General features: G+C 68.7%; 23 protein-coding genes. 13 read left to right on the top strand and 10 right to left on the bottom strand.

Translation table 11 applies throughout. The annotated features are described in order from the left end of the window. The first annotated feature begins 37 nt into the window (after positions 1–37). Positions 38–841, top strand: a complete 804-nt coding sequence (locus AVL48_RS05215; RefSeq protein WP_061984784.1) for an SDR family NAD(P)-dependent oxidoreductase — start codon at positions 38–40, stop codon at positions 839–841. Here the strand turns inward: AVL48_RS05215 and AVL48_RS05210 are convergent. The 3 genes from AVL48_RS05210 to AVL48_RS05200 are packed head-to-tail and all read right to left on the bottom strand — an operon-like array spanning position 828 to position 2,649. Beyond that, positions 828–1,511, bottom strand: a complete 684-nt coding sequence (locus tag AVL48_RS05210) for an ABC transporter permease (protein ID WP_061984782.1) — start codon at positions 1,509–1,511, stop codon at positions 828–830. The genes AVL48_RS05215 and AVL48_RS05210 overlap by 14 nt on opposite strands. Further along, positions 1,508–2,320, bottom strand: coding sequence for an ATP-binding cassette domain-containing protein (locus tag AVL48_RS05205; protein WP_061984780.1), 813 nt, complete (start codon positions 2,318–2,320; stop codon positions 1,508–1,510). The genes AVL48_RS05210 and AVL48_RS05205 overlap by 4 nt, the downstream gene beginning before the upstream one ends. Continuing rightward, positions 2,317–2,649 carry a PadR family transcriptional regulator gene (locus tag AVL48_RS05200; RefSeq protein ID WP_061984904.1) on the bottom strand — a complete coding sequence of 111 codons (333 nt, stop codon included), beginning with the start codon at positions 2,647–2,649 and terminating at the stop codon, positions 2,317–2,319. Before AVL48_RS05200 ends, AVL48_RS05205 begins: the two co-directional genes overlap by 4 nt. A 161-nt stretch (positions 2,650–2,810) precedes the next feature. Here AVL48_RS05200 and AVL48_RS05195 point away from each other — a divergent pair, with 161 nt between their 5' ends. Together AVL48_RS05195 and AVL48_RS05190 are read left to right on the top strand one after the other, a co-directional pair. Continuing rightward, a complete protein-coding gene (locus AVL48_RS05195; RefSeq protein WP_061984778.1) occupies positions 2,811–3,179 on the top strand; it encodes a YciI family protein in 369 nt (122 codons plus the stop codon). Beyond that, positions 3,167–4,387 (top strand): RNA polymerase sigma factor, encoded by a 1,221-nt coding sequence (locus AVL48_RS05190; RefSeq protein ID WP_061984776.1) that lies wholly within the window; start codon positions 3,167–3,169, stop codon positions 4,385–4,387. The genes AVL48_RS05195 and AVL48_RS05190 overlap by 13 nt, the downstream gene beginning before the upstream one ends. Here AVL48_RS05190 and soxR read toward each other — a convergent pair. Next, entirely contained in the window at positions 4,377–4,823 is a 447-nt protein-coding gene (gene soxR / locus AVL48_RS05185; RefSeq protein ID WP_082857559.1) for a redox-sensitive transcriptional activator SoxR, read from the bottom strand. The genes AVL48_RS05190 and soxR overlap by 11 nt on opposite strands. 52 nt (positions 4,824–4,875) lie before the next feature. Between soxR and AVL48_RS05180 the strand changes: the two genes are divergently transcribed. The 3 genes from AVL48_RS05180 to AVL48_RS05170 all read left to right on the top strand — a co-directional run bounded on the left by AVL48_RS05180 (position 4,876) and on the right by AVL48_RS05170 (position 7,532). Next, entirely contained in the window at positions 4,876–5,490 is a 615-nt protein-coding gene (locus tag AVL48_RS05180; RefSeq protein WP_244162407.1) for an antibiotic biosynthesis monooxygenase, read from the top strand. After that, positions 5,487–6,326, top strand: a complete 840-nt coding sequence (locus AVL48_RS05175) for an NAD(P)H-binding protein (protein WP_061984772.1) — start codon at positions 5,487–5,489, stop codon at positions 6,324–6,326. Before AVL48_RS05180 ends, AVL48_RS05175 begins: the two co-directional genes overlap by 4 nt. Positions 6,327–6,434: 108 nt before the next feature. Further along, positions 6,435–7,532 carry a methyltransferase gene (locus AVL48_RS05170; RefSeq protein ID WP_061984770.1) on the top strand — a complete coding sequence of 366 codons (1,098 nt, stop codon included), beginning with the start codon at positions 6,435–6,437 and terminating at the stop codon, positions 7,530–7,532. On the opposite strand, the gene AVL48_RS05165 is transcribed toward AVL48_RS05170, so the two are convergent. Next, positions 7,501–8,385 (bottom strand): LysR family transcriptional regulator, encoded by an 885-nt coding sequence (locus AVL48_RS05165; protein ID WP_061984768.1) that lies wholly within the window; start codon positions 8,383–8,385, stop codon positions 7,501–7,503. The two genes, AVL48_RS05170 and AVL48_RS05165, sit on opposite strands and share 32 nt — an antisense overlap. A gap of 70 nt (positions 8,386–8,455) precedes the next feature. Here AVL48_RS05165 and AVL48_RS05160 point away from each other — a divergent pair, with 70 nt between their 5' ends. Further along, entirely contained in the window at positions 8,456–9,790 is a 1,335-nt protein-coding gene (locus AVL48_RS05160; RefSeq protein WP_061984766.1) for an FAD-binding oxidoreductase, read from the top strand. 96 nt (positions 9,791–9,886) lie between these two features. Further along, positions 9,887–11,065 (top strand): acyltransferase family protein, encoded by a 1,179-nt coding sequence (locus AVL48_RS05155; RefSeq protein ID WP_061984764.1) that lies wholly within the window; start codon positions 9,887–9,889, stop codon positions 11,063–11,065. 90 nt (positions 11,066–11,155) lie between these two features. On the opposite strand, the gene AVL48_RS05150 is transcribed toward AVL48_RS05155, so the two are convergent. Genes AVL48_RS05150 through AVL48_RS05140 form a run of 3 tightly spaced genes read right to left on the bottom strand, consistent with a single transcriptional unit; the run spans position 11,156 to position 12,675 of the window. Continuing rightward, on the bottom strand, positions 11,156–11,572 hold the full coding sequence (locus tag AVL48_RS05150; RefSeq protein ID WP_061984762.1) for a nitroreductase family deazaflavin-dependent oxidoreductase: 417 nt from the start codon (positions 11,570–11,572) through the stop codon (positions 11,156–11,158). 32 nt (positions 11,573–11,604) lie between these two features. After that, complete coding sequence (locus tag AVL48_RS05145) at positions 11,605–11,964, bottom strand: PLDc N-terminal domain-containing protein (RefSeq protein ID WP_061984760.1); 360 nt, start codon at positions 11,962–11,964, stop codon at positions 11,605–11,607. A 36-nt stretch (positions 11,965–12,000) separates the two neighbouring features. After that, entirely contained in the window at positions 12,001–12,675 is a 675-nt protein-coding gene (locus tag AVL48_RS05140; protein ID WP_061984758.1) for a cytochrome P450 family protein, read from the bottom strand. 85 nt (positions 12,676–12,760) lie between these two features. Here AVL48_RS05140 and AVL48_RS05135 point away from each other — a divergent pair, with 85 nt between their 5' ends. Beyond that, a complete protein-coding gene (locus AVL48_RS05135; RefSeq protein ID WP_061984756.1) occupies positions 12,761–13,624 on the top strand; it encodes a PaaX family transcriptional regulator in 864 nt (287 codons plus the stop codon). 64 nt (positions 13,625–13,688) lie between these two features. On the opposite strand, the gene AVL48_RS05130 is transcribed toward AVL48_RS05135, so the two are convergent. Further along, entirely contained in the window at positions 13,689–14,090 is a 402-nt protein-coding gene (locus AVL48_RS05130; protein WP_061984754.1) for a RidA family protein, read from the bottom strand. Between the two features lie 48 nt (positions 14,091–14,138). Here AVL48_RS05130 and AVL48_RS05125 point away from each other — a divergent pair, with 48 nt between their 5' ends. Further along, the gene (locus tag AVL48_RS05125; RefSeq protein WP_061984752.1) at positions 14,139–16,490 is read left to right on the top strand and encodes a bifunctional salicylyl-CoA 5-hydroxylase/oxidoreductase; all 2,352 of its coding nucleotides are present in this window, start codon (positions 14,139–14,141) and stop codon (positions 16,488–16,490) included. Continuing rightward, positions 16,487–17,659 (top strand): acyl-CoA dehydrogenase family protein, encoded by a 1,173-nt coding sequence (locus AVL48_RS05120; RefSeq protein WP_061984750.1) that lies wholly within the window; start codon positions 16,487–16,489, stop codon positions 17,657–17,659. The genes AVL48_RS05125 and AVL48_RS05120 overlap by 4 nt, the downstream gene beginning before the upstream one ends. Here the strand turns inward: AVL48_RS05120 and AVL48_RS05115 are convergent. Continuing rightward, complete coding sequence (locus AVL48_RS05115; RefSeq protein WP_082857548.1) at positions 17,601–18,317, bottom strand: DUF2306 domain-containing protein; 717 nt, start codon at positions 18,315–18,317, stop codon at positions 17,601–17,603. The genes AVL48_RS05120 and AVL48_RS05115 overlap by 59 nt on opposite strands. A 235-nt stretch (positions 18,318–18,552) precedes the next feature. Between AVL48_RS05115 and AVL48_RS05110 the strand changes: the two genes are divergently transcribed. Continuing rightward, positions 18,553–19,800: an ROK family transcriptional regulator gene (locus tag AVL48_RS05110; protein ID WP_082857547.1), complete on the top strand. Its 1,248-nt coding sequence runs from the start codon at positions 18,553–18,555 to the stop codon at positions 19,798–19,800. 153 nt (positions 19,801–19,953) lie between these two features. Next, positions 19,954–21,180: a glycoside hydrolase family 16 protein gene (locus tag AVL48_RS05105; protein ID WP_061984748.1), complete on the top strand. Its 1,227-nt coding sequence runs from the start codon at positions 19,954–19,956 to the stop codon at positions 21,178–21,180. Positions 21,181–21,222: the final 42 nt, after the last annotated feature.

The raw sequence follows: 21,222 nt of genomic DNA, 5'->3' as shown, positions 1-21,222 counted from the left end.
GCGTTCCGGAACACAGGTTCCGGAACAGGAGGAGACCATGTCCACGATCGTGATCACCGGGGGAACCGACGGCCTCGGCCGCGCACTGGCGGCCGACCGGCTCGGGGCAGGCCACACCGTCATCGTGGTGGGCCGCAGCGAAGCGAAATTCCGCGAGCTGGCAAGGAACGGCGACGCGCACTTCTTCCAGGCCGACCTTCGCGAAGTCGCGGAAAACCTGCGCGTCACCAAGGAGATCGCCGCACGGTTCCCCGTTGTCGACACGCTGGTGCTCGGCGCCGCGTACGTACATCGAGACCGCCAGGTGACCAGCGAAGGCTTCGAACACAACTTCGCGCTCTACTACCTGAGCCGCCACATCTTCGCGTCGCGACTCCAGGAAGTCCTCGGCGCCGCCGAGCGACCGCTGGTCCTCGACACCACCGTCCCCGGCGCGCCGCAAGACGCCGTCCACTGGGACGATCTCCAGCTGGAACGGGGCTATACCTGGAAGATCGCGAATCTCCAGAGCCGTCGGCTCGGTCTGTTGTCCGCGCTCCGGCTGGCGTCCGACCACGTGCGGTACGTGCTCTACAACCCCGGCTTCGTCCGCACGAGCCATCAAGGCGCGCTCGGCAAGACGTCGCGCGCGATGGTCGGCATCCTTGCGAAGGTCCTCGGCACTCCACCGGAGAAGGCCATCCGGCCGATGCTCGACCTCATCGAGAACCGTCCGGAAACACCGCTGAGCGCCTACCTACGCGGCAAGCGCGTCGAACTCGACACCGCTACCTCCGCAGAAGCCGAGCGGCTCCATCGGGAAACCGCCCGGCTACTGGAGAAACCCGCTAACCGAACTTGAGATGCGAGCGGCGCCGCAGCCGGAATCCCGAAGCGACCGCGACCGCCGCGAGCAGCACCGCCATCGAGATCACGCCATGCGCGATCCCCCTGGTCAGGTACCCGGAGTCGGTGTGTTCGATGGCGTAGGTCCCGATCTCCCGGCTCGACCAGAACGGCAGCAGCCGCGCGATCAGGCTCGACGGATCGGCCATCATCTGCAGGCCGACGACCACCAGCAGGACCAGCGTCCCTTCGAGTTCGCGCGGCAGCACCGAACTGAGCGCGAGCCCGAACGGCGCCGACACGGCGAGCGTCAGCAGCATGATCAGGCCGACCGAGCCGTATCGGACGTCGTGCTGGTCGACGAGGATCAGCACGAAGTACGGCGCGGACAAGACCAGTCCGACCGTCCACAGTGCACTCAACCGGCCGAGGTACAGATGATGGGAGCGGTAGCCCGAAAGCCGCAGCCGGGGTTCCATGGCACGGCTCGCGCTGCCGGCGAACAGCGCGGCGGTGCTCAGCGCCCAGCCGAGGCCGAGGCAGACGAACCGGATCGACTGGCCGAGGTGGTCACCACGCCTGCTCAGGTAGAACACCAGCGGCAGCAGCAGGAGGATCAACAGGACCGTCCGGCGGCGCAGAAGTTCGCGCAGCGCCATTTCGGCGACCGTCAGTACCTTCTTCACGCGACCGCCTTCCGGGCCGGGGAGAGTTCGAGCACGGTGTCCACCCGGTCGAGCTGGTTGAGCAGGTGGGTGACCACGACGATGGCCTTGCCCGCCTCCCGCCATTGCCAGACCTGATGCCAGAAGTCGAGGTAGGTGCCTTTGTCGAACCCTTGATAGGGCTCGTCGAGCAGGAGGACGTCCGGTTCGCCGAGCCCGGCCAGCACCAGGTTCAGTTTCTGCCGCGTCCCGCCCGAAAGGTGTCGCGCCTGTTTTCCCCGTCCCGGCGTCCAGTCCAGGGCCGAGGCGCGGGCACCGCCGATCCGGACCGACTCCTCGCGGCTCATCCCGCGGCCCGCGCCGATCAGGACGAAATGCTCGCCCGCGTCGAGGAAGTCCGCCGTGCCCCCGTCCTGCGGGCAGTAGCCGAGCGAACCGCGGACGCGGACCTCGCCCCTGTCCGCACCGGTCAGCCCGGCGCAGATGCTCAGGAACGTGCTCTTGCCGCAGCCGTTCGCGCCGATCACCGCGGCGACCTCCCCCGACCGCACGACGAGGTCGACCCCGTCCAGCACCGTCTGGCGGCCGTACTTCTTCGTGATGCCGCGCGCTTCCAGCAGCACCTCACCCGGACGGCGCCGTGGCCGTCCCACGCTTTCGGCCACGGCCGAGGCGTACGCGGGCGGCGGGCCGAAGACCCGCATCGGATCCCCGCCGCTTTCCCGCAGGTGCACCGACGCCTCCGCGACCACCTGCCGCGCGGCGTTCTCCCCGACGCCGCGGCGGCGCAGTTCGTGCGCCAGCGCGGCAAGCCATGCGTCGTGGTTCATTTTCCCTCCAGCAAGATCGAGGCCACGCCGGTGGAGAACTCCTGCCAGTCGGCGGTGGCGTGCCGCAGCGTTTCCCGGCCTGCCGCGGTGATCCGGTAGTACTTGCGCGCGGGCCCGGCCGTGCCGTCCCGCCAGCTCGCGGTGACCAGGCCGAACCGCTGCAACCGCAACAGCACCGGATAGAGCGTGCCGCCCTGGATGGGGCCGAGCCCGGCGGCGTCGAGCGACTGTGCCAGCTCGTAGCCGTAGGACTCGCGCTCGGCGACCAGCGCCAGCACGCACGGCGCCAGCACTCCTCGCAACCACTGGCCTCGCCGGTCCTGATCCACGACGAGCAATGTAGCAGCACTATCTAGATAGCACTACAAGCTAGTCTGACCTGCGACAATACGTCGACGACGAAAACCGGAAAAGTATCGCCCCCGCTGTCGAATCGGTGGGACGCCCTTCGTATAGGGGGTGACAAGCCGCTCCGAGCGAGGAGGACGCCATGACCCAATACCTCATCAGCCTCTACCAGCCCGACGGTCCCACCCCGCCGCCGGAGTTCCTCGAACCGATCGCGCGCAAGCTCCAGGCGCTCAATGAAGAGATGCGGAAAGCGGGTGCCTGGGTGTTCGCCGCCGGGCTGCACCCGCCGACCACGGCGACGGTGCTCCAAGCCAAGGAGAGCGGCGACATCGTGATGACGGACGGCCCGTACGTCGAGGGCAAGGAGCATCTCGGCGGGTTCACCATCGTCGAGGCGCCGGATCTGGACGCCGCGCTCGAATGGGGCCGCCGGATCGCCGAGATCACCTACCTGCCGATCGAGGTCCGGCCGTTCCAAGGCGAGGAAGACCCTTCGTGCGTTCCCTGAGCACCGAGGACATCGGCCGGATCTTCACCGAGGAGTACGGGCGCGCGGTCGCGGTCCTGGTCCGCGTCTTCGGCAGCATCGACGTCGCCGAAGAGGCGGTCCAGGACGCCTTCGCCGCGGCCGTGGACCGGTGGCCGTCCACCGGTCTGCCACCGAGCCCGGCTGGCTGGATCATCACGACCGCCCGCAACAAGGGGATCGACAGACTGCGCCGGGAGGCCGCGCGCGAGGACAAGCACGCCCAGGCCGCGCTGATCCACGCGGGCGACGAAGCAGAGGAGGAGGGTCCCGTGCGCGACGACCGCTTGAGGCTGATCTTCACCTGCTGCCACCCCGCGCTGGCCGTCACCGCGCAGGTCGCGCTGACGCTGAAACTGCTGGGCGGGCTGACCACCGGCGAGATCGCGCACGCCTTCTTCACTCCCGAAACGACGATGGCGCAACGGCTGGTCCGGGCGAAGGGCAAGATCCGCGACGCGAAGATCCCGTACCGCGTCCCGGAAGACGCCGACCTGCCGGATCGGCTGCGTTCGGTGCTCGCCGTGGTGTACCTCGTGTTCAACGAGGGTTACACGGCGAGTTCCGGTGAGGCGCTGGTGCGGGAGGACCTGTGCGCCGAAGCGATCCGGCTCGCCAGGCTGCTGGCCGAACTCATGCCCGACGAACCCGAGGTCACCGGGCTGCTGGCGCTGATGCTGCTCACCGAGTCCCGGCGCGCCGCCCGCACCGGCACGGACGGTGACGTCGTACTGCTGGCCGAACAGGATCGGTCGCGATGGAACCGTGAGCTGATCGACGAAGGGCAGACGCTGGTCCGTGCCTGCCTGCGGCGGAATCAGCCGGGGCCGTACCAGGTCCAGGCCGCGATCAACGCCGTCCACAGCGACGCCGCCGACGCGGAAAGCACGGACTGGTCGCAGATCGTCCAGCTGTACGACCTGCTGCTGACGATGAACCCGACCCCGGTCGTCGCGCTCAACCGGGCCGTCGCGGTGGCCGAAGTGGCCGGTCCCGGCGCGGCACTCGACGTCGTCGACGGCCTGCCGCTGGAGAAATACCATCTGTACCATGCCATCCGCGCCGATCTGCTGCACCGGCTCGGCCGCGAGGCGGAATCGGCGCTGGCGTACGAGGCGGCGATCCGGCAAGCGGAGAACAGCGCCGAACGCCGTCTGCTGGAACGGAAACTGGCCGCGATCAGTCCTTGAGCAGTCGTGCCGGACCCGGCCCCTTCGCCGCGAGGAAGTCGCCGGGATTGACCAGCACGCACTGCTCGAAGGACAGGCAGCCGCAGCCGATGCATTCGGTGAACCGGTCGCGCATGCACTCCAGCTGCTCGATGCGCTTGTTCAGTTCGGCACTCCAGCATTCGGAGGCGCGCTGCCAGAACGCCTGGTCCGGTGCGGCGCCCTCCGGCAGGAAGGCGAGCACGTCGCCGATCACCTCCAAGGGGATGCCGAGGTGGTGCGACGCGCGGATGAACGCGACCAAGCGGAGGGTCGCCCGCGGGTACCGGCGCTGATTCCCACTGGTACGCCTGCTGCCGATGAGGCCCTGGCGTTCGTAGAACCGCAGGGCGGAGGTGGCGACACCACTGCGCCGGGACAGCTCGCCGATGGTGAGTTCGGCCGGCGGTTCGGACATGTCCGCCATCTTAGCTTGACTTAAACCCTTGTTTAAGTTCGAAGCTGGAGGCATGACAGAACAGGGGATCGCGAAAATGACCATCCACAAGGGATATTGGCCGACCCCGGCGGACGGGATGGTCGCGGTGGCGCGGGAATGGCCGAGTGCCGAAGCGGCGCGGGCGGCGTTCGAAAAGCGCGAGGGCGAAGGGCTTGTCTCCTTCACCGCCTACGAGGGAATCGACCACGACGGCGCCTTCACCTACGAGCAGTGGACCAGCGAAGACGCGATCCGGAACCTCGACGGCGCACCCGTGTACCACCTCTACCGCGGGCAGCGTGGTGAAGGCGTGCCTGGTTGCTTGGTGGTCGTCTCGGTCGAGTTCGAAGGCCCCGACGAACAGCGGCAACGGGAGTGGATCGACCTCGTCTTCACCGCGATGGCCTCGGAACCCGCGCGGCCGGAAGGCGGGCTCTCGGGGTACTTCCATGTGAGCACCGACGGGACGCGCGTGCTGAACTACGCCGAGTGGATCAGCGCCGAAGCACACCTCGCCGCACTCGCGGCACCGGGCGCCGACGGCATCGGCACGACCGACGTGTGGAAGAAGGTGCAGACCTTCCCGGGGATGTCGGGCGGGTCGGTCAAGCGGTACCGCCCGCTCGTTTCGGCGGTGGCGGCATGAAGCCGATCCTGGTCACCGGTGCGACGGGCAACGTCGGCGCGCGGATAGTCGGCCGATTGCGGGCGAGGGACATTCCGGTCCGGGCGTTGAGCCGGAACCCGCCGCCCGACAGCGTCCGCGGCGACCTGGCGAAACCCGAAACGATCGCCCCGGTGCTCGACGGCGTCGACACGGTGTTCCTGATGCTCTCCGGCTCCGCCGAAGCGCTCCTGCCCACGGTGTCGCTGCTGGGCGAACGCGTGAAACGCGTGGTGTTCCTGTCCTCCGGCGCCGTCGACGATTCCTTGGCGGAACAGGAGAATCCCATCGGCGCCTGGCACCGGATGGTCGAGGAGGCGATCGAAAACTCCGGCGTGGACTGGACCTTCCTCCGGCCGCACGGATTCGCGGCCAACACCCTCGGCTGGGCGCCGTCGATCCGCTCGGACGGCGTCGTCCGCGGGGCGTACGGCGAGGCGGCGATGCCGTTGATCCACGAACGCGACATCGCCGCGGTGGCCGTCGAGGCGCTGACGGGCGACGGACACGCGCAAGCGAAGTACGTCCTCACGGGCACGCGGCCGCTCACCCAGATCGAACAAGTGCGGATCATCGGCGAGGCCGCCGGACGTCCGGCACGCTGGGAGGAGATTCCCTTGGCCGACGCCAGAGCGGCCATGCTCGCCAAAATGCCGGACTTCATCGTCGACACGATGCTGACCGGATACCGCGCACTGGGGGACCGGCCCGGCGAGGTCACCTCGACCGTCGAGGAGGTCACCGGCAGGCCGGCACTGGACTTCGAGGTCTGGGCGGCCGACCACGCCGCCGCCTTCGGAGTAGCATCGGATTCGTGACGACACCGGTTCATGCCGCGGCCGTTCACTAGCCGCCGTTCCTGAAACGCCCGACGGAACAACGCCCGCGGGTCTCTTCGCCGTGGGCGGACTACAGGAACGGACCCCATGAACTCCCTGTCCATAATGGATGGTGGTGGTCGACGCTGGCTGACCACCACCGGCATGAATCCACCACGCCGCGTCGTCGACGTCGACGACGAACTCACCGCCGACGAGGCGTATCGGCTCGCCGTGTCGGGCACCGGCCTCACCTGGCACGGCGATTTCCCGAACGCACGGAACCTGCTCGCCGCGATGGGCCGCCGCTGCCCGTCGGCGGCCGGGAAATCGTTTCAGGACAAGCGAAACCATCAATCACGTCGCGCGCGGATCCTCGGCAGGCTGCTGGTCCCGCTGGACTCGGGACACGTTCTGCCGCTGCGTCGCGGTCCGGATGTCCGCGCGGCCTGCACCGAGGTCTACGGACCGTCCGAAACCGCGTCGCTGGTGTCCTTGCCCGAACTGCTCGGCGTGGTCGGCGCGCACGAGTGGCGGGTCAAGGGCGTCGAAATCCCGGCGCTCGGCGCGAAGATCCACCCGCATCACGGGGTCTTCTCCCCCGTCCGCGGCGAGTACGTCGACTTGGTGGCGAAAAGCCCGTTACCCGCGACGGAACTGGCCTTCGACATCGGCACCGGGACGGGTGTGCTCGCCGCGGTTCTCGCCCGTCGCGGGGTCCAACGAGTCGTGGCGACGGACACGGAACCGCGCGCGCTCGCCTGCGCACGCGAGAATTTCGAGCGCCTGGGCTTCGCGGGGATCGAAACCCTGGAGACGGATTTGTTCCCGCCAGGACGCGCGCCGCTGATCGTCTGCAACCCGCCCTGGCTGCCGGCCCGCGCGCACACCCCGCTCGAACGAGCCGTCTACGACCCGGGCAGCCGGATGCTTCACGCCTTCCTGGACCGGCTGCCCCGGCATCTCACCCCCGGCGGGGAGGCCTGGCTGATCCTGTCCGATCTCGCCGAACTACTGGGCTTGCGCACGCGTGACCAGCTGCTCGCGGCGTTCCGGCGCTCCGGACTCGAAGTGCTCGGACGAAAGGACACCCGGCCGAAGCACCCGCGAGCCACCGATCCACGCGATCCGCTGCACGCCGCGCGCGCGAAGGAGGTGACCTCGCTGTGGCGGCTCACAACGCGAGCAGAGCCCGCGCCTGACTGATGAACACGCGGGCGGCGGGGCTGACCGGCCCCTCCGTCCGCCAGGCCAGCGCCAGTTTCGCCCGCAGCCCGGCGGGCCGGGTGATCTCCATGGCGTGCAGTTCCGTGTAGTGGGTCGCCAGCGACATCGGGACCACGGCGACACCGAGCCCGCGGCCGACCAGTTCGGCGACGACGTTCGGGTCGCCCGCCTCCAGCGTCACGCGCGGCTGCGCGCTGTCGGCGAGGAACGCCGCGTCGACGATCGCGCGCATCCCGGTGCCCTTCGGCAGGCTCACCAGGGACCGGCTTTCCAGCTCCGACAGGGTGATCGAGGCACGCGAGGTGAGCGGATCGTCCGGCCCGGAAATGGCGACGAGTGGTTCGTCGAGGACGACCTCGAAGCCGATCCCTGGCGGCGGTTCGCCCGACAGCCCGATCAGCGCGATGTCGAACCGGCCGTCGGCGACGCCCGCGAGCAGGATGTCGGAGGTCGCCTCGGCGAGCGTGATGTCCACCGCGGGATGACGTTCGTGGAACCGCGCCAGCAGATCCGGCAGGTTGACCGGCCCGCGCGAGGACACCATGCCCATCGAGACCTGGCCGCGGACCAGCCCGGTGAGTTCGTCGACCGCCTGCCGCACCCCCGCGACGGCGGCGAGCGCGGCCCGCGCGTGCGGCAGCGCGGCCGCGCCGACCTCGGTCAGCCGCACCGCGCGGGCCGACCGGTCGAGCAGCGGCTGCCCGAGTTCGCGTTCGAGGCGACGGATCTGGGCGCTGACGCCGGGCTGGGCGACGTGCAGCCGCTCGGCCGCGCGAGTGAAGTTCGCTTCCTCGGCCACCGCGACGAAGTATTCGAGCTGACGCAGTTCCATAACCAACGATTCTAGTTGTCAGACCAACTAGATCTTGGACTTCTGGCCGGATCGAGATCAGGCTGGTCTCATGACCACGATGCTCCGCCCCGGCGACTCCGGCTACGACGACGAACTTTCCGGCTTCCAGACCGCGGTACCCCGGCGCCCCGATGTGATCGTGGCCGCCGCTTCGGCCGCCGACGTCGTGGAGGCGGTCCGCTACGCCGCCGAGCACGACCTCCCGGTCGCCGTCCACTCGACCGGGCACGGGGTGGGCGTGCCCTTCGAAGGCGGCGTGCTGGTCACCACCCACCGCATGACCGGGATCCGCGTCGACGGCGAGATCGCCAGGGTCGACGCCGGCGTGCGCTGGGGAGCGGTCATCGAGGCGGCCGCCGAGCACGGGCTCGCGCCGCTGAGCGGTTCGTTCCCCGGCGTCGGCGTCGTCGGCTACACCCTCGGCGGCGGGTTCAGCCTGCTCGGCCGCAAGTACGGTCTCGCCGCCGACCACGTCACCGCGATCGAGGTCGTGACCGTCGACGGCGAACTCCGGCGCGCCACCCCCGACACCGAACAGGACCTGTTCTGGGCACTGCGCGGCGGCCGCGACAACTTCGGGATCGTCACCGCGCTCGAATTCCGGCTCGTCCCCGTCACCCGGCTGTATGGCGGCAGCCTGCAGTTCGGCACCGAATCGCTCGCGACGGTGCTCCGCGCCTGGCGCGACTGGGCGGCCGAGATGCCACGCGAGATGACGTCGTCGCTGGGCATGGTCCCGATGCCGGATCTGCCGATGGTGCCCGAGCCGCTGCGCGGTGAGCACGTCGCCCAGATCCGGATCGCCTACCTCGGCGACGCCGCCGAGGGCGAACGGCTCGTCGCGCCGCTGCGCGCCGCCGCCCCCGTGCTGGGTGACACGATCGCCGAGATCCCGTTCACCGAATCCGGCTCGATCGCGAACGAGCCGCCGTTCCCGCACGGCTACCGCGCCGACAACGTCACCGTGTCCGAACTGAACGACACGATGCTCGACGCGATCCTCGAACACGCCGGTCCCGGCGCCGCGGTGCCGACGGTCATCCTGCTGGACCTGCTCGGCGGCGCGCTGTCCGACGCGCCCGAGCACCCGGGCGTCGGCTGGGACCGCGAAGCCGCCTTCACCGTGCGCGCACTGTCCGTAGTGGATGACGCGGCGCTGCCGGAGATCAAGGCCGCGCACGGAAAGCTGTTCGACGCGCTGAAGGCCTGGTCGACCGGCAAGCTGCTGACCTTCGTCTACGGCGAGAGCGACGCGGGCGAGGAAGTGTCCAAGGTGTACTCCCCGGCGGATCTGCGGCGCCTCGCCGAGGTCAAGGCGGCCGTCGACCCGGCGAACCGGTTTCGGCTGACGCATAACGTCAAACCGGCGCGTGACGCTGGGTGATCTCCGAAATCCGCAGGTAGAAGGCCTCCAGCCGGGGCGAAGGCACAGTGTGCGGTCCCCGTATACTTCCGGGCCGACACCGCCATTAGGGGCACTGTGCGCACATTGGGCCATGACGAGTTCCTCGCCATGCGTCGCTTCCCCGCGCTTGACGGGCTGCGCGCCATCGCGGCCACCACCGTGATCCTCTTCCACTTCGCGGGTCCGAAGTGGAGCTGGCTGTCCGGCTGGGTGGGTGTCTACATCTTCTTCGTGCTGTCCGGGTTCCTGATCACGACGTTGCTGCTGCGTGAGCAGGACCGGACAGGACGGATCTCGCTTTCGGCGTTCTATCTGCGCCGCGTGTTCCGGATCCTGCCGCCGTACCTGGTGATCCTCGGCGGGATCATCGTGTTCGTGTGGCTGCGCGGCGAGTTCTTCGCCCGCGAGTTCCCGCACTCGCTGAAGTACTACTTGACGTTCTTCAACGAGTTCCTGCCCGGCAGCAAGCCGGACGGCGCGGACAACTTCTTCAGCGGCTCGTGGACGCTGGGCATCGAGGAGAAGTTCTACCTGGTGTGGCCGTTCCTGCTGGTGGTCGCGGGCGCCGTCGGGCTGGCCGCGGCCTGGCGCAAACTGGCGCTGGCCTTCGCCGCGTTCGCCGTGATGGCCGGGCTGGTGGGGGTCACCGGCGGCTGGGTCCCCGGGCCGAACGCGCCGATCTACGAGTCGACCGTGCACTACGCGATCCTGCTGATCGGCTGCGTGCTGGCGGTCGCGATGCACTACCGCCGGTCCTACGCGGTGGTCAAACCGCTGACCCATCCGCTCGCGGCGATCCCGGTGTTCGGCGCGTTCGCCGTGCTGCACGTCAACATGGAAAGCCTGTGGCGGGAGACCGGCAGCAACCTCGGGCTGCTGCTCGCTTACGGTCTGCTTTCGGCATTGTTGCTGGTCGTGCTGGTCTCACCGGGCCCGCTGCGCTGGCTGCTGGCGACCAAGCCGATGCGCTTCGTCGGTGAACGGTCGTACTCGCTCTACCTGCTGCAGGGCCCGGTGCACTTCGTGGTGGTCGAGGCGATCCCGCCGCTGGGCCAGCATCGGATGATCAGCGCGCTGACCGTGTTCGCGGTCGGGCTCGCGATCGCGGACCTGATCCACCGCTGGGTCGAGCAGCCGATGATCCTCGTCGGCAAGAAGCTGATCGCGCGCAGCCAGGAGCGCAAGGCACTGCGGGCGGCCGAGGCCGAACTCAAGCGCCCGGAAGCCGTCGAAGCCCCCAGCGCCGCCCGCTGACTGACGCCCCGCGTTTCGTCCTCTGAATGCGGTAGTCAGCGTGGGCAACTACCGCATTCAGAGGACTAAATGCGGGAGGTCAGCGGGAGGTCAGCGGGAGAGCGTGACGATCGGGATGACCCGGTCGGTCTTCTTCTCGTAGTCGGCGAAGCCCGGCATGAGGCTGACCATCTTGGCGTAGAGCCTGTCGCGCTCGGCGCGGTCTTCGAGGACGACGGTGGCTGTCGCCTCGAACTTCTCCGTGCCTACCTCGACGGTGACCTTCGGGTTCGCCAGGATGTTGTGGTACCAGGCCGGGTTCTTGTCGGCCCCGGCGTACGACGCGGCGACGACGTACTTGCCGTCTTCCTCCGCGTACGCGAGCGGCGATGTCCGCGGCTCGCCGCTCTTCGCGCCGATAGTGGTGAGTAGCAGCAGGGAGCCACCCTCGAACGGGCCGCCCACCTTTCCCTCGTTCTCGCGGAACTCCTTGATGATGTTCTTGTTCCAGTCGAGCGTGTCGGACATTCTTTCCTCCAGAGTCGATCTCTCCACCGAGGCTACTCAGAGCCGTTCTCGCGGGCCTTGCGGCGCTGCGCTTCGGCGCGCTCACGGCACTTGCGCAGGAACTCTTCGTCGTCCTCGGGGCTCGTCGCGGCGAAGCGGCCAGGCCGGTCGTATTCCGGGAACGCCGGGGACTCACGTTCGTAGCGGCCGCGCGGGGCGCGGGCGGCATGCTGCGGACGGCCGGCGACCAGCCAGACGATCGAGCCGATCAGCGGGATCAGCAGCACCAGCAGGAGCCACATCCCCTTGGGCATGTTGCGGCACGAGCCCTCGTCGGTGGTGATCACGTCGACGATGCAGAAAATCCACAGGCCGAGCGTGAGAACGCCGAATAGACCGTTGAAATACAGCATGGAAAACTCCCCAGTTCCAGATGACCGGGGTAAGTATTAGCACAAGAGGGCATCGAGAATGCCCGTGGCCACCGCGAGCGCCTGCGTCTGCCCCGGGCAGCACTTCGGCCCTGCTCCGAACGGCCGATCCGAGAGATCCACCTCGACGACTTCGCCGCCGACCCACCTTCGGGTGATCCGGACCGGCGGATCCTCCCGCAGGACACGATCGAGCAGACTCGCGGCGTCCTCGCCGGGCCGGTGCGCGGTCAACGCCTTGGTGAGGAGCTTCGCCGTGGCGTCGCAGGCCTGCACCAGCAACCCGATCCGCGCGGCCGTCCGCTCGTCGACGTCGCCGCCGCAGACCTCGATCAGCCGCGCCACGGCCTCGTCCGCGTCGGCGCCGGGTTCGGTGTGCGGGTGATAGCAGGCGGAAACCGTTGCGATGTCGCGGGAAACGTCCGGCAGGTCGAGCTCGGCCGCCAATACGGCGACCGGGACCGTCCACACGATCCGGTCGGCCGTTTCGTGCCGTAGCTCCCGGGTGAGCGCGAAGGCCTTGTCCCGCAAGGACCCCATCGGCGCCAAATCCGCGAGCACGAACGCCCGCCGCCGCGAGTGGTCCTCCGGGCGGCTGAACCGGGCCACGTTCGCCCGCAACCACCGGACACCTCCCGGCTCGACGTCACGGGGCACGGGCGGGACGGGGGCTTCGATCAGCGGATTCTCCATACCGTGACGTTAAGTGCGGAACACTTCGGTCACGGCCGAAACGCCGAGGGGCCGGAAGCGGGTGGCTCGTTGTTATGGTGACCGGGTGACGGCCGTGTCGGAGGCAACCGAAGTCGACGGCGCGGGGCGAACGGCGCAACCGCGCCAGCTCATCGTGACCGTGTACGGCCTGTACTCGCGCGGCGAAGGCGGCTGGCTTTCGGTCCGGTCCCTGATCGATCTGCTGGCCGTTGTGGACGTCGAGGAGCCCGCCGTCCGGTCGTCGATCTCCCGGTTGAAGCGCCGCGGGATCCTTTCCGCGGTCCGCCGGAACGGGGCGGCCGGGTACGAACTTTCCGAGACCGCGCTGGCGATCCTTCGCGAAGGCGACGAGCGGATCTTCCGCCGCGAACGCGCCACCCCCGGTGACGGCTGGCTGCTCGCGGTGTTCTCCGTCCCGGAGGCCGAACGGCACAAAAGGCACGTTCTTCGCACGCAGCTCGCCCGGCTCGGTTTCGGGACCGCGTCGTCCGGCGTCTGGATCGCGCCCGCGCACCTGCGCGACGCGACCTCCGACATGCTGCGACGGCTCGAACTGGAGGGTTACGCCGATCTCTTCCACGCCGAGCATCTCGCGTTCGGTGACGTGCGGGACAAGATCCGCGAATGGTGGGACCTCGACCAGCTCGAGGCGCTCTACACCGCTTTCCTCGCCGAGCACACGCCAGCGCTGCGCCGGTGGCAGCGGCGCAAGACCACGGACGAGGCCGAAGCGTTCGCCGACTACGTCCGGGTCTTGACCGACTGGCGGCGGCTGCCCTACCTCGACCCTGGCCTGCCAGCCGAGCTGCTCCCGTCCGGCTGGGCCGGGATCCGGGCGGCGGACCTCTTCTTCACGCTGCACTCGCGCCTGGGCGAGGCCGCGGCCGCGCACGTCTCGCGCACGCTTCCCGACGTGGTCAAGCCTTGAAGTACATGATGGCCTCCTTCCTTGCGCCTAGCGCAAGGAAGGAGGCCATCATGTACTGGGAAACCTACGCGACCACCGCGAACCCCTGCACCTCCACCAGCGCCTCGACGTCCCAAAGCCGGCTGACGCCGATCCCCGCCATCGCGGGATATTCGGTTCCGGCCAGCCGCTTCCACACCGCGCCGATCTCGCGCGCGTGGGCGCGGTAGTCGTCCATGTCGACGATGTAGATGGTCACGCTGCACAGGTCCGACGGCTGCCCGCCCGCCGCGCGCAGCGCGGTCAGCAGGTTGGTCAGCGCGCGTTCGAACTGTTCGACCACGCCGTCGCCGACGATGCGGTTGTCCTCGTCCAACGCCGTCTGACCGGCGAGGAAGACGAACCGCCCGCTCGCCGTGACGGCGTGCGAGAAGCCGGAAGGGCGGCCGAGTTCAGGCGGATTGATGCGCTCCATACCGGTCAGCATATCCCGCATCGTTGACGGTCGTACATACCGCGACATACTCTGAACGACGTGCGTATCGCGGTGTTAGGCGGCGGCCCGGCGGGGCTCTACTTCGCCACGCTGGCGAAACAGCTCCATCCCGATCACGAGATCACCGTCTGGGAGCGCAACGCGCCCGACGACACCTTCGGGTTCGGGGTGGTGTTCTCCGACGAGACCCTCGGCGGCATCGAGCACGCCGATCCGGCCGTCCACGCCGCCATGCGGCGCGAGTTCGCGCGCTGGGACGACATCGACGTCCATTTCCGCGGCACGGTGCACACCTCCGGTGGGCACGGGTTCGCCGCGATGAGCCGCAAACGGCTGCTCGGCATCCTCCAGGAGCGCTGTGCCGAACTCGGCGTGGACGTGCGGTTCGGCACCCAGGCGCCGAGCGCGGCCGAGGCGAGCGCGGAGTACGACCTCGTCGTCGCGGCGGACGGCGTCAACTCGCCGACCCGCGCCGCCCTCGCCGGAAGCTTCCGGCCGGACATCCAGACCCGCCGCTGCAAGTACATCTGGCTGGGCACGGATCTGGTCTTCGACGCGTTCAAGTTCCACGTGCTGGAAACCCCGCACGGGATCATGCAGATCCACGGCTATCCCTACAGCGACACCGAGAGCACGTTCATCCTCGAACTGCACGAGGACGTCTGGCAGCGCGCGTTCGGCGGGATCGCCGCGACCTCGCTCGCGCCGGGCGAAAGCGACGAGAAGTCGATCGCTCTCATCCGCGAGCTGTGCGCGGACGTCCTCGACGGGCACCAGGTGTTCGCCAACAACTCGAAGTGGACCGCGTTCGCCACCGTGCGCTGCGCGAGCTGGCGGCACGAGAACGTCGTGCTGCTCGGCGACGCCGCGCACACCGCGCACTTCTCCATCGGTTCCGGCACGAAACTCGCCATGGAGGACGCGCTCGCGCTCGCCGCCTGCCTGCACGAACAGCCCGACACCGGCAGCGCGCTGAGCGCGTACGAGGCCGAGCGCCGCCCCGTCGTCACCTCGACCCAGCGCGCCGCGCAGGCGAGCCTGGAGTGGTTCGAAAACCTCGGCCAGTACACGCATCAGGATCCGCCGCAGTTCGCGTTCAACATCCTGACCCGCAGCCGCCGCGTCACCTACGACAACCTCAGGTTGCGCGATCCCGAGTTCGCCACCGAGCTGGACACCTGGTTCGCGTCCACTCATGCCACCGACGTCCGGCCGCCGATGTTCCAGCCGTTCCGGATCGGAAACCTCGAACTGCCGAACCGCGTGGTCGTCTCGCCGATGGACATGTACTCCGCCGAAGACGGCGTACCGACCGACTTCCACCTGGTGCATCTGGGAAGCAAGGCACTCGGCGGCGCCGGACTGGTGATGACCGAGATGGTCTGCGTCTCCGAAACCGGCCGCATCACCCCCGGTTGCGGCGGTCTGTACACCGAGGAACAAGAGCGGGCGTGGGCCAGGATCACCGAATTCGTGCACGGGAACACGCCCGCGCGGATCGGGGTCCAGCTGGGCCATTCGGGCCGCAAGGGCTCGACGAAACTGATGTGGGAGGGGATCGACCAGCCGCTGCCGGAGGGCAACTGGGAGGTCTGCGCCCCGTCCGCGATCCCGTACAGCGAAGCGAATCAGACCCCGCGCGAACTCACGAAACCCGAGCTGACGGAGATCCGCGATCAGTTCGCGAACTCCGCCCGCGCCGCCGCGCGCGCCGGTTTCGACCTGCTCGAACTCCACTGCGCGCACGGCTACCTGCTTTCGTCCTTCCTGTCCCCGCTCACCAATCGGCGCACCGACGAATACGGCGGCTCGCTGGAGAACCGGCTGCGCTTCCCGCTCGAAGTCTTCGACGCGGTCCGCGCGGCGTGGCCCGCCGAGCGGCCGATGACAGTGCGCATCTCCGCGACCGACTGGCACGAAGGCGGAATCGACGTCGACGACGCCGTCGAGATCGCGCGCGCGTTCGCCGAGCACGGCGCGGCCGGGATCGACGTCTCGACCGGCCAGGTCGTCAGCGAGGAGAAACCCCAGTACGGCCGCAGTTATCAGACGCCTTACGCCGACCGGATCCGCAACGAGATCGGTCGCGAGTACGCCATCGCGGTGATCGCCGTCGGTGCGATCTCGTCCTACGACGACGTCAACTCGCTCATCCTGGCCGGCCGCGCGGATCTGTGCGCACTCGGCCGGACTCATCTCTACGATCCACAGTGGACATTGCACGCCGCCGCGGAGCAGGACTATCCGATGCCGTGGCCGAAGCAGTACGCGGCGGGCAGCCGGAAACCACAGGGCGGCCGGACCGACGGACCGAAACCACGGCTGGAACTGTTGCGGTCTGGAGAAACCGGTACGGCACACGCCCGCTGGCGACCTGGGAGTGATCGATGACCGCCTTCGCGTTGAATCCGCGGCAACAGGCTTTCGCCGACGAGGTGCGGCGGCTGGGCGCCGAGAAACTCCGTCCGCTGGCCGAATCCGGCACCGAAGGCGCGGTGAACCGGCCGCTGCTCAAGGAAATGGGTGCCCTCGGCCTGCTTTCCCGGTTGTTTCCCGGCGTCGACGGCGGCAGCCCGAGCCGGGAGGCCGCCGCGACGGATCTCTGCATCCTGCGGGAATCCCTCGCGAGCCAGAGCACCGAAGCCGAGACCGCGTTGGCCCTGCAGGGCTTGGGCACCTATCCGGTGCTGCAGTCGGGGCAGGACTCGCAAGTCTCGAAATGGGTGCCGGCGGTGGCCGCGGGTGACGCCGTCGCCGCCTTCGCGCTGACCGAACCGAACGCGGGTTCGGACGCGGCGGCCTTGGAGCTGTCCGCCGAACCCGACGGCGACGGCTGGCGCCTGACCGGCGAGAAGATGTGGATCTCCAACGCCCCCGAGGCCGATTTCTACAGTGTTTTCGCCCGCACCACACCGGAAGCGGGCTCACGCGGCGTCTCCGCGTTCGTCGTGCCCGCCGATCGCGCCGGGCTCTCCGGCGAGCATCTCGATCTCGTCAGCCCGCATCCCATCGGCACCCTCGTCTTCGACGGTGTCCGGGTCGAGCGGGACGAACTACTCGGCGAACAGGACCGCGGCTTCGGCGTCGCGATGCGGACACTGGACCTGTTCCGGCCCAGTGTCGGCGCGTTCGCCGTCGGCATGGCGCGGGCCGCGCTCGACGCCGCCGTCGCCCACGCCCAGACCCGGATCGCGTTCGGCGGGCCGCTGCTCAAGCAGCAGACCGTGGCGCACACCCTCGCCGAAATGGCCACCAGGACCGAGGCGTCCCGGCTGCTCGTCTACGCGGCGGCCGCCGCCTATGACGCGGGCGAGCGGAACCTCGCCGGGCGGGCCGCGATGGCGAAGCTGTTCGCCACCGAGACAGCCCAGTACGTCGTCGACTCGGCCGTGCAGATCCACGGCGCGCGGGCGCTGCGGCGAGGGCATCTGCTCGAACACCTCTACCGCGAGGTCCGCGCGCCGCGGATCTACGAAGGCGCTTCCGAGGTCCAGCGGACCATCATCGCGCGATCGCTGGCTTCCTCTTCGCCGGACGGCGGTCGAGGTACCACTGCGTGACGAGCAGGACCAGCGTTCCGCTCGACCAGGCCGTGATCGCGGCGATCGACTGCTGATAGGCGAGTTCGCTGCCGCCGAACGTGGTCGCGATCCGCGGTTCCAGCACGATCATCGCGATCGGCCCGATCACCCGGCTGACGATGATCGACATGGTGAGCGCGAAACTGCGGATCATCCACCGGCGGTGCTCACCGAACCGCCGTTCCCGCGCCGCGCGCCAGCCGGCGAACGTGCAGCCCAGCCACAGCACCGCCATCAGCACGTTCGCCACCCGGGTCGCCGGGCCGAACGGGCTCAGCGCCCCGATCGTCAACGCCATCAACCCCGCCGGGAGCACCCCGGCGAACACGTAGACCCGGCCGACCTTGCGGTGCACCGCCGGGTATTCGGCGCGGAACCACGGCCAGATCTGGATCAGCGCCCCGATCATCGCGATCGTGCCGAACAGGACGTGTCCCACCAGGAACCAGTAGTGCGACGTGAAGTCCGGTGGCCGCGGCACGCGTGACAGCGAGGGATCCATCGCCAGATACGGCGGCAACGAGAACGCCAGGAACACCACTACGACGACGGCCAGCGGCGCCAGCCAGGGCCGTCGCCACCAGGGCTTCCTCGGTTCGGTTCCCGGTCGGTCGCGGTGCCCCAGTCGGACGGTCATCGCCGATTCCTCACACTTTCCCAGTGCCGGCAGGATTTTCCGGTGCTGACGCTAGGGCTCGGGCGGTAGCGCGGAGAATGGATTGAGCCGCCGCTCCGGCGGTGGGGCAGGCCCTACCGCCGGGTGCCCGGCCGGGAAACACCTTCGATCGGGTGGGTCCGCCGCCTTATTTCACCAGTTAATACATGGCAGAGGCTAAGGTCGTGGGGCATCCTGGAAGCTTCGCCGCCACAAGATGGGTACCCGCATGCCTGCCAAGCGCACCACCGTCCGTGACCTGCGGCGGCACAACCGTTCCCTCCTGCTGTCGAAACTCTACTTCGACGGCCCGCTCAGCCGTCACGAATTGAGCGGTCTGACCGGTTTGAGCGCCGCGACCGTCAGCAACGTGACCGCCGAACTCGGCGAAGAACGCCTCATCGTCGAAGCCGGATTGGTCGAGTCCGACGGCGGCAGGCCGCGCGTCCTGCTCCGCGTCGACCCCGCGTACGGCCACGTCGCCGGTGTCGACATCGGCGAGACGGGGGTGAAGGTCGAACTGTTCGACCTCACCATGAACCGCATCACCAGCGTCGAACATCCCTTCGCCTCACCGCGGCCCGACGCGGCGGCGGCCGTCGCCCAGGTGGCGTCCGGGCTCCGGGAAGTGATCACGGAATCGGGTATCGACGAGGCGACCGTGCTCGGTGTCGGGGTCGGCGTTCCCGGCACCGTCGAACAGGGCGAGGCACTCCGTGTGCACGCGCCCACCATCGGCTGGGAAGAGGTCCCGCTGACCGAGCTGCTGCGCGCGCAGGGGATCGAGCTGCCGTTGTTCGTCGACAACGGCGCGAAAACCCAGGGACAGGGCGAAATGTGGTTCGGCGCCGGCCGCGGTGCCCGGCACGCGGTGATCGTCCTGATCGGATCGGGGGTCGGCGCGGCCGTGGTCACCGACGGCACCACCTACCGCGGTTCCACCAGCAGTGCGGGCGAATGGGGCCATACGACGATCGTCTACGGCGGACAGGAATGCCGCTGCGGATCGCGGGGCTGCCTGGAGTCCTACGTCGGCGCGGAAGGTGTCCTCGCGCGCTATCGCAAGGCACGGGGCGGAAAAGCCGCCGCGGGCGAGGACGAGCAGTCGCAGTTCGCCGCTCTGCTGGAGTCGGCCGGCAAGTCCAAAACCGCGGCCAAGGTGCTGGAGGAGACCGCGGGGTACCTCGGCGCCGGGATCGGCAACCTGATCAACCTGTTCAACCCGGAGCGGATCGTGCTGGGCGGCTGGGCCGGGCTCGCGCTCGGCGAGGGGCACCTGCCCGAAATCCGGCGCGTGGCGGGCGAGCACGCGCTGAAGCACGTGTTCGACCAGACCGAGATCGAACTCGGCCGGCTCGGACCGGACGCCGTCGCCATAGGAGCCGCCACGCTGCCGGTCGCCGCTCTCCTGGAGCAGGGCGCGGACCCGCGGACGGCCGGATCGAAGCGCGGGACGGCCGCCTGACCTTAATTCGAGCTCGAAAAATACGTCTTGTCGCAGTAGTAGAGACCATGCATACTTTGTTGTCAGGCACAACAAAGTAGTTCTGCCACGCGCTTTCCGTTCTCCCGCGTTCGCTGCCGCGCGGGGTCCCCAACGGTCAGAGAGGCGACAACGATGTCCATCTCATCGCGAATCCGCTGGACAGCGCTCCTCGCTGTCGGCGTCCTCCTCGGTTCACTTCCGGCCACGGCCCAGGCTCCGGCTTCCGAGGCCGCGGTCTTGGCCGCCACCTTCACCGACGACTTCAACGGCCCCGCGGGCGCCGGGATCGACACCTCGAAGTGGCACTTCGAGACCGGCGACAACGTGAACAACCACGAGCGCCAGTGGTACACGTCCGGGACGAACAACGCGGCGCTCGACGGCCAGGGCAACCTGGTCATCACCGCGAAGAAGGAGAACCCCGGCAACTACAACTGCTGGTACGGCCGCTGTGAGTACACCTCGGCCCGACTGTCCACTCAGGGTCAGTTCACGCAGACGTACGGCCGGTTCGAAGCGCGGATGAAACTGCCGCGTGGACAGGGGATGTGGCCGGCGTTCTGGATGCTCGGCGCCGACATCGGCAACGTGGGCTGGCCCAACAGCGGCGAGATCGACATCATGGAGAACGTCGGCTTCGAACCGAACACGGTGCACGGCACCATCCACGGCCCCGGGTACTCCGGCGCGGGCGGGATCGGTGCGGGCTACAACGGTCCGAACTTCTCCGACGACTTCCACACCTACGCCGTGGACTGGGCACCGAACCAGATCAAGTGGTACGTGGACGGAAACCTTCACCAGACAAGGACTCCTGCCGACCTCAACGGAAACCGCTGGGTCTTCGACCACCCCTTCTACCTGATCTTGAACCTCGCGGTCGGCGGGTACTGGCCGGGTGACCCGAACTCCAGCACCGTCTTCCCGCAGCGGCTCGTCGTCGACTACGTGCGCGTCAATTCGAGCGGCACCGCCGGGAACACCGGACGGATCACCGGTATCGGCGGCAAATGCGTCGACGTCGCGGGCGCGAACACCGCCAACGGAACGCCGATACAGATCACCGACTGCAACGGCAACGCCGCCCAGAACTGGACCGTCGGTGGCGACGGCACGATCCGCGCGCTGGGCAAGTGCATGGACGTCTCCGGCGGCTCGACCGCCGACGGCGCGCCGGTACAACTTTGGGACTGCAACGGTTCCGGCGCGCAGAAATGGACTGTCAGCGGAGCGAGGGACATCGTCAACCCGCAGGCGAACAAGTGTCTCGACGCCACCGGGAACTCGTCGGCGAACGGGACCCGGCTTCAGCTCTGGACCTGTTCCGGCGCCGCCAACCAGAAGTGGACCACGCCCTGACCCCGCCCCACCGACGCATTTCGTCCTCTAAATGCGTTAGTT

It is taken from the genome of Amycolatopsis regifaucium (assembly GCF_001613935.1).
GTDB classification, from domain to species: Bacteria; Actinomycetota; Actinomycetes; order Mycobacteriales; family Pseudonocardiaceae; genus Amycolatopsis; species Amycolatopsis regifaucium.
This window is presented reverse-complemented; position numbering and strand designations above follow the sequence as displayed.

Bases quoted from the DNA above. Each gene is read 5' to 3' on its own strand.
- AVL48_RS05215 (WP_061984784.1), top strand. From the start codon at position 38: ATGTCCACGATCGTGATCACCGGGGGAACCGACGGCCTCGGCCGCGCA.
- AVL48_RS05205 (WP_061984780.1), bottom strand. From the start codon at position 2,320: ATGAACCACGACGCATGGCTTGCCGCGCTGGCGCACGAACTGCGCCGC.
- AVL48_RS05195 (WP_061984778.1), top strand. From the start codon at position 2,811: ATGACCCAATACCTCATCAGCCTCTACCAGCCCGACGGTCCCACCCCG.
- soxR (WP_082857559.1), bottom strand. From the start codon at position 4,823: ATGTCCGAACCGCCGGCCGAACTCACCATCGGCGAGCTGTCCCGGCGC.
- AVL48_RS05180 (WP_244162407.1), top strand. From the start codon at position 4,876: ATGACAGAACAGGGGATCGCGAAAATGACCATCCACAAGGGATATTGG.
- AVL48_RS05175 (WP_061984772.1), top strand. From the start codon at position 5,487: ATGAAGCCGATCCTGGTCACCGGTGCGACGGGCAACGTCGGCGCGCGG.
- AVL48_RS05170 (WP_061984770.1), top strand. From the start codon at position 6,435: ATGAACTCCCTGTCCATAATGGATGGTGGTGGTCGACGCTGGCTGACC.
- AVL48_RS05165 (WP_061984768.1), bottom strand. From the start codon at position 8,385: ATGGAACTGCGTCAGCTCGAATACTTCGTCGCGGTGGCCGAGGAAGCG.
- AVL48_RS05160 (WP_061984766.1), top strand. From the start codon at position 8,456: ATGACCACGATGCTCCGCCCCGGCGACTCCGGCTACGACGACGAACTT.
- AVL48_RS05150 (WP_061984762.1), bottom strand. From the start codon at position 11,572: ATGTCCGACACGCTCGACTGGAACAAGAACATCATCAAGGAGTTCCGC.
- AVL48_RS05145 (WP_061984760.1), bottom strand. From the start codon at position 11,964: ATGCTGTATTTCAACGGTCTATTCGGCGTTCTCACGCTCGGCCTGTGG.
- AVL48_RS05140 (WP_061984758.1), bottom strand. From the start codon at position 12,675: ATGGAGAATCCGCTGATCGAAGCCCCCGTCCCGCCCGTGCCCCGTGAC.
- AVL48_RS05130 (WP_061984754.1), bottom strand. From the start codon at position 14,090: ATGCTGACCGGTATGGAGCGCATCAATCCGCCTGAACTCGGCCGCCCT.
- AVL48_RS05120 (WP_061984750.1), top strand. From the start codon at position 16,487: ATGACCGCCTTCGCGTTGAATCCGCGGCAACAGGCTTTCGCCGACGAG.
- AVL48_RS05115 (WP_082857548.1), bottom strand. From the start codon at position 18,317: ATGACCGTCCGACTGGGGCACCGCGACCGACCGGGAACCGAACCGAGG.
- AVL48_RS05110 (WP_082857547.1), top strand. From the start codon at position 18,553: ATGGGTACCCGCATGCCTGCCAAGCGCACCACCGTCCGTGACCTGCGG.
- AVL48_RS05105 (WP_061984748.1), top strand. From the start codon at position 19,954: ATGTCCATCTCATCGCGAATCCGCTGGACAGCGCTCCTCGCTGTCGGC.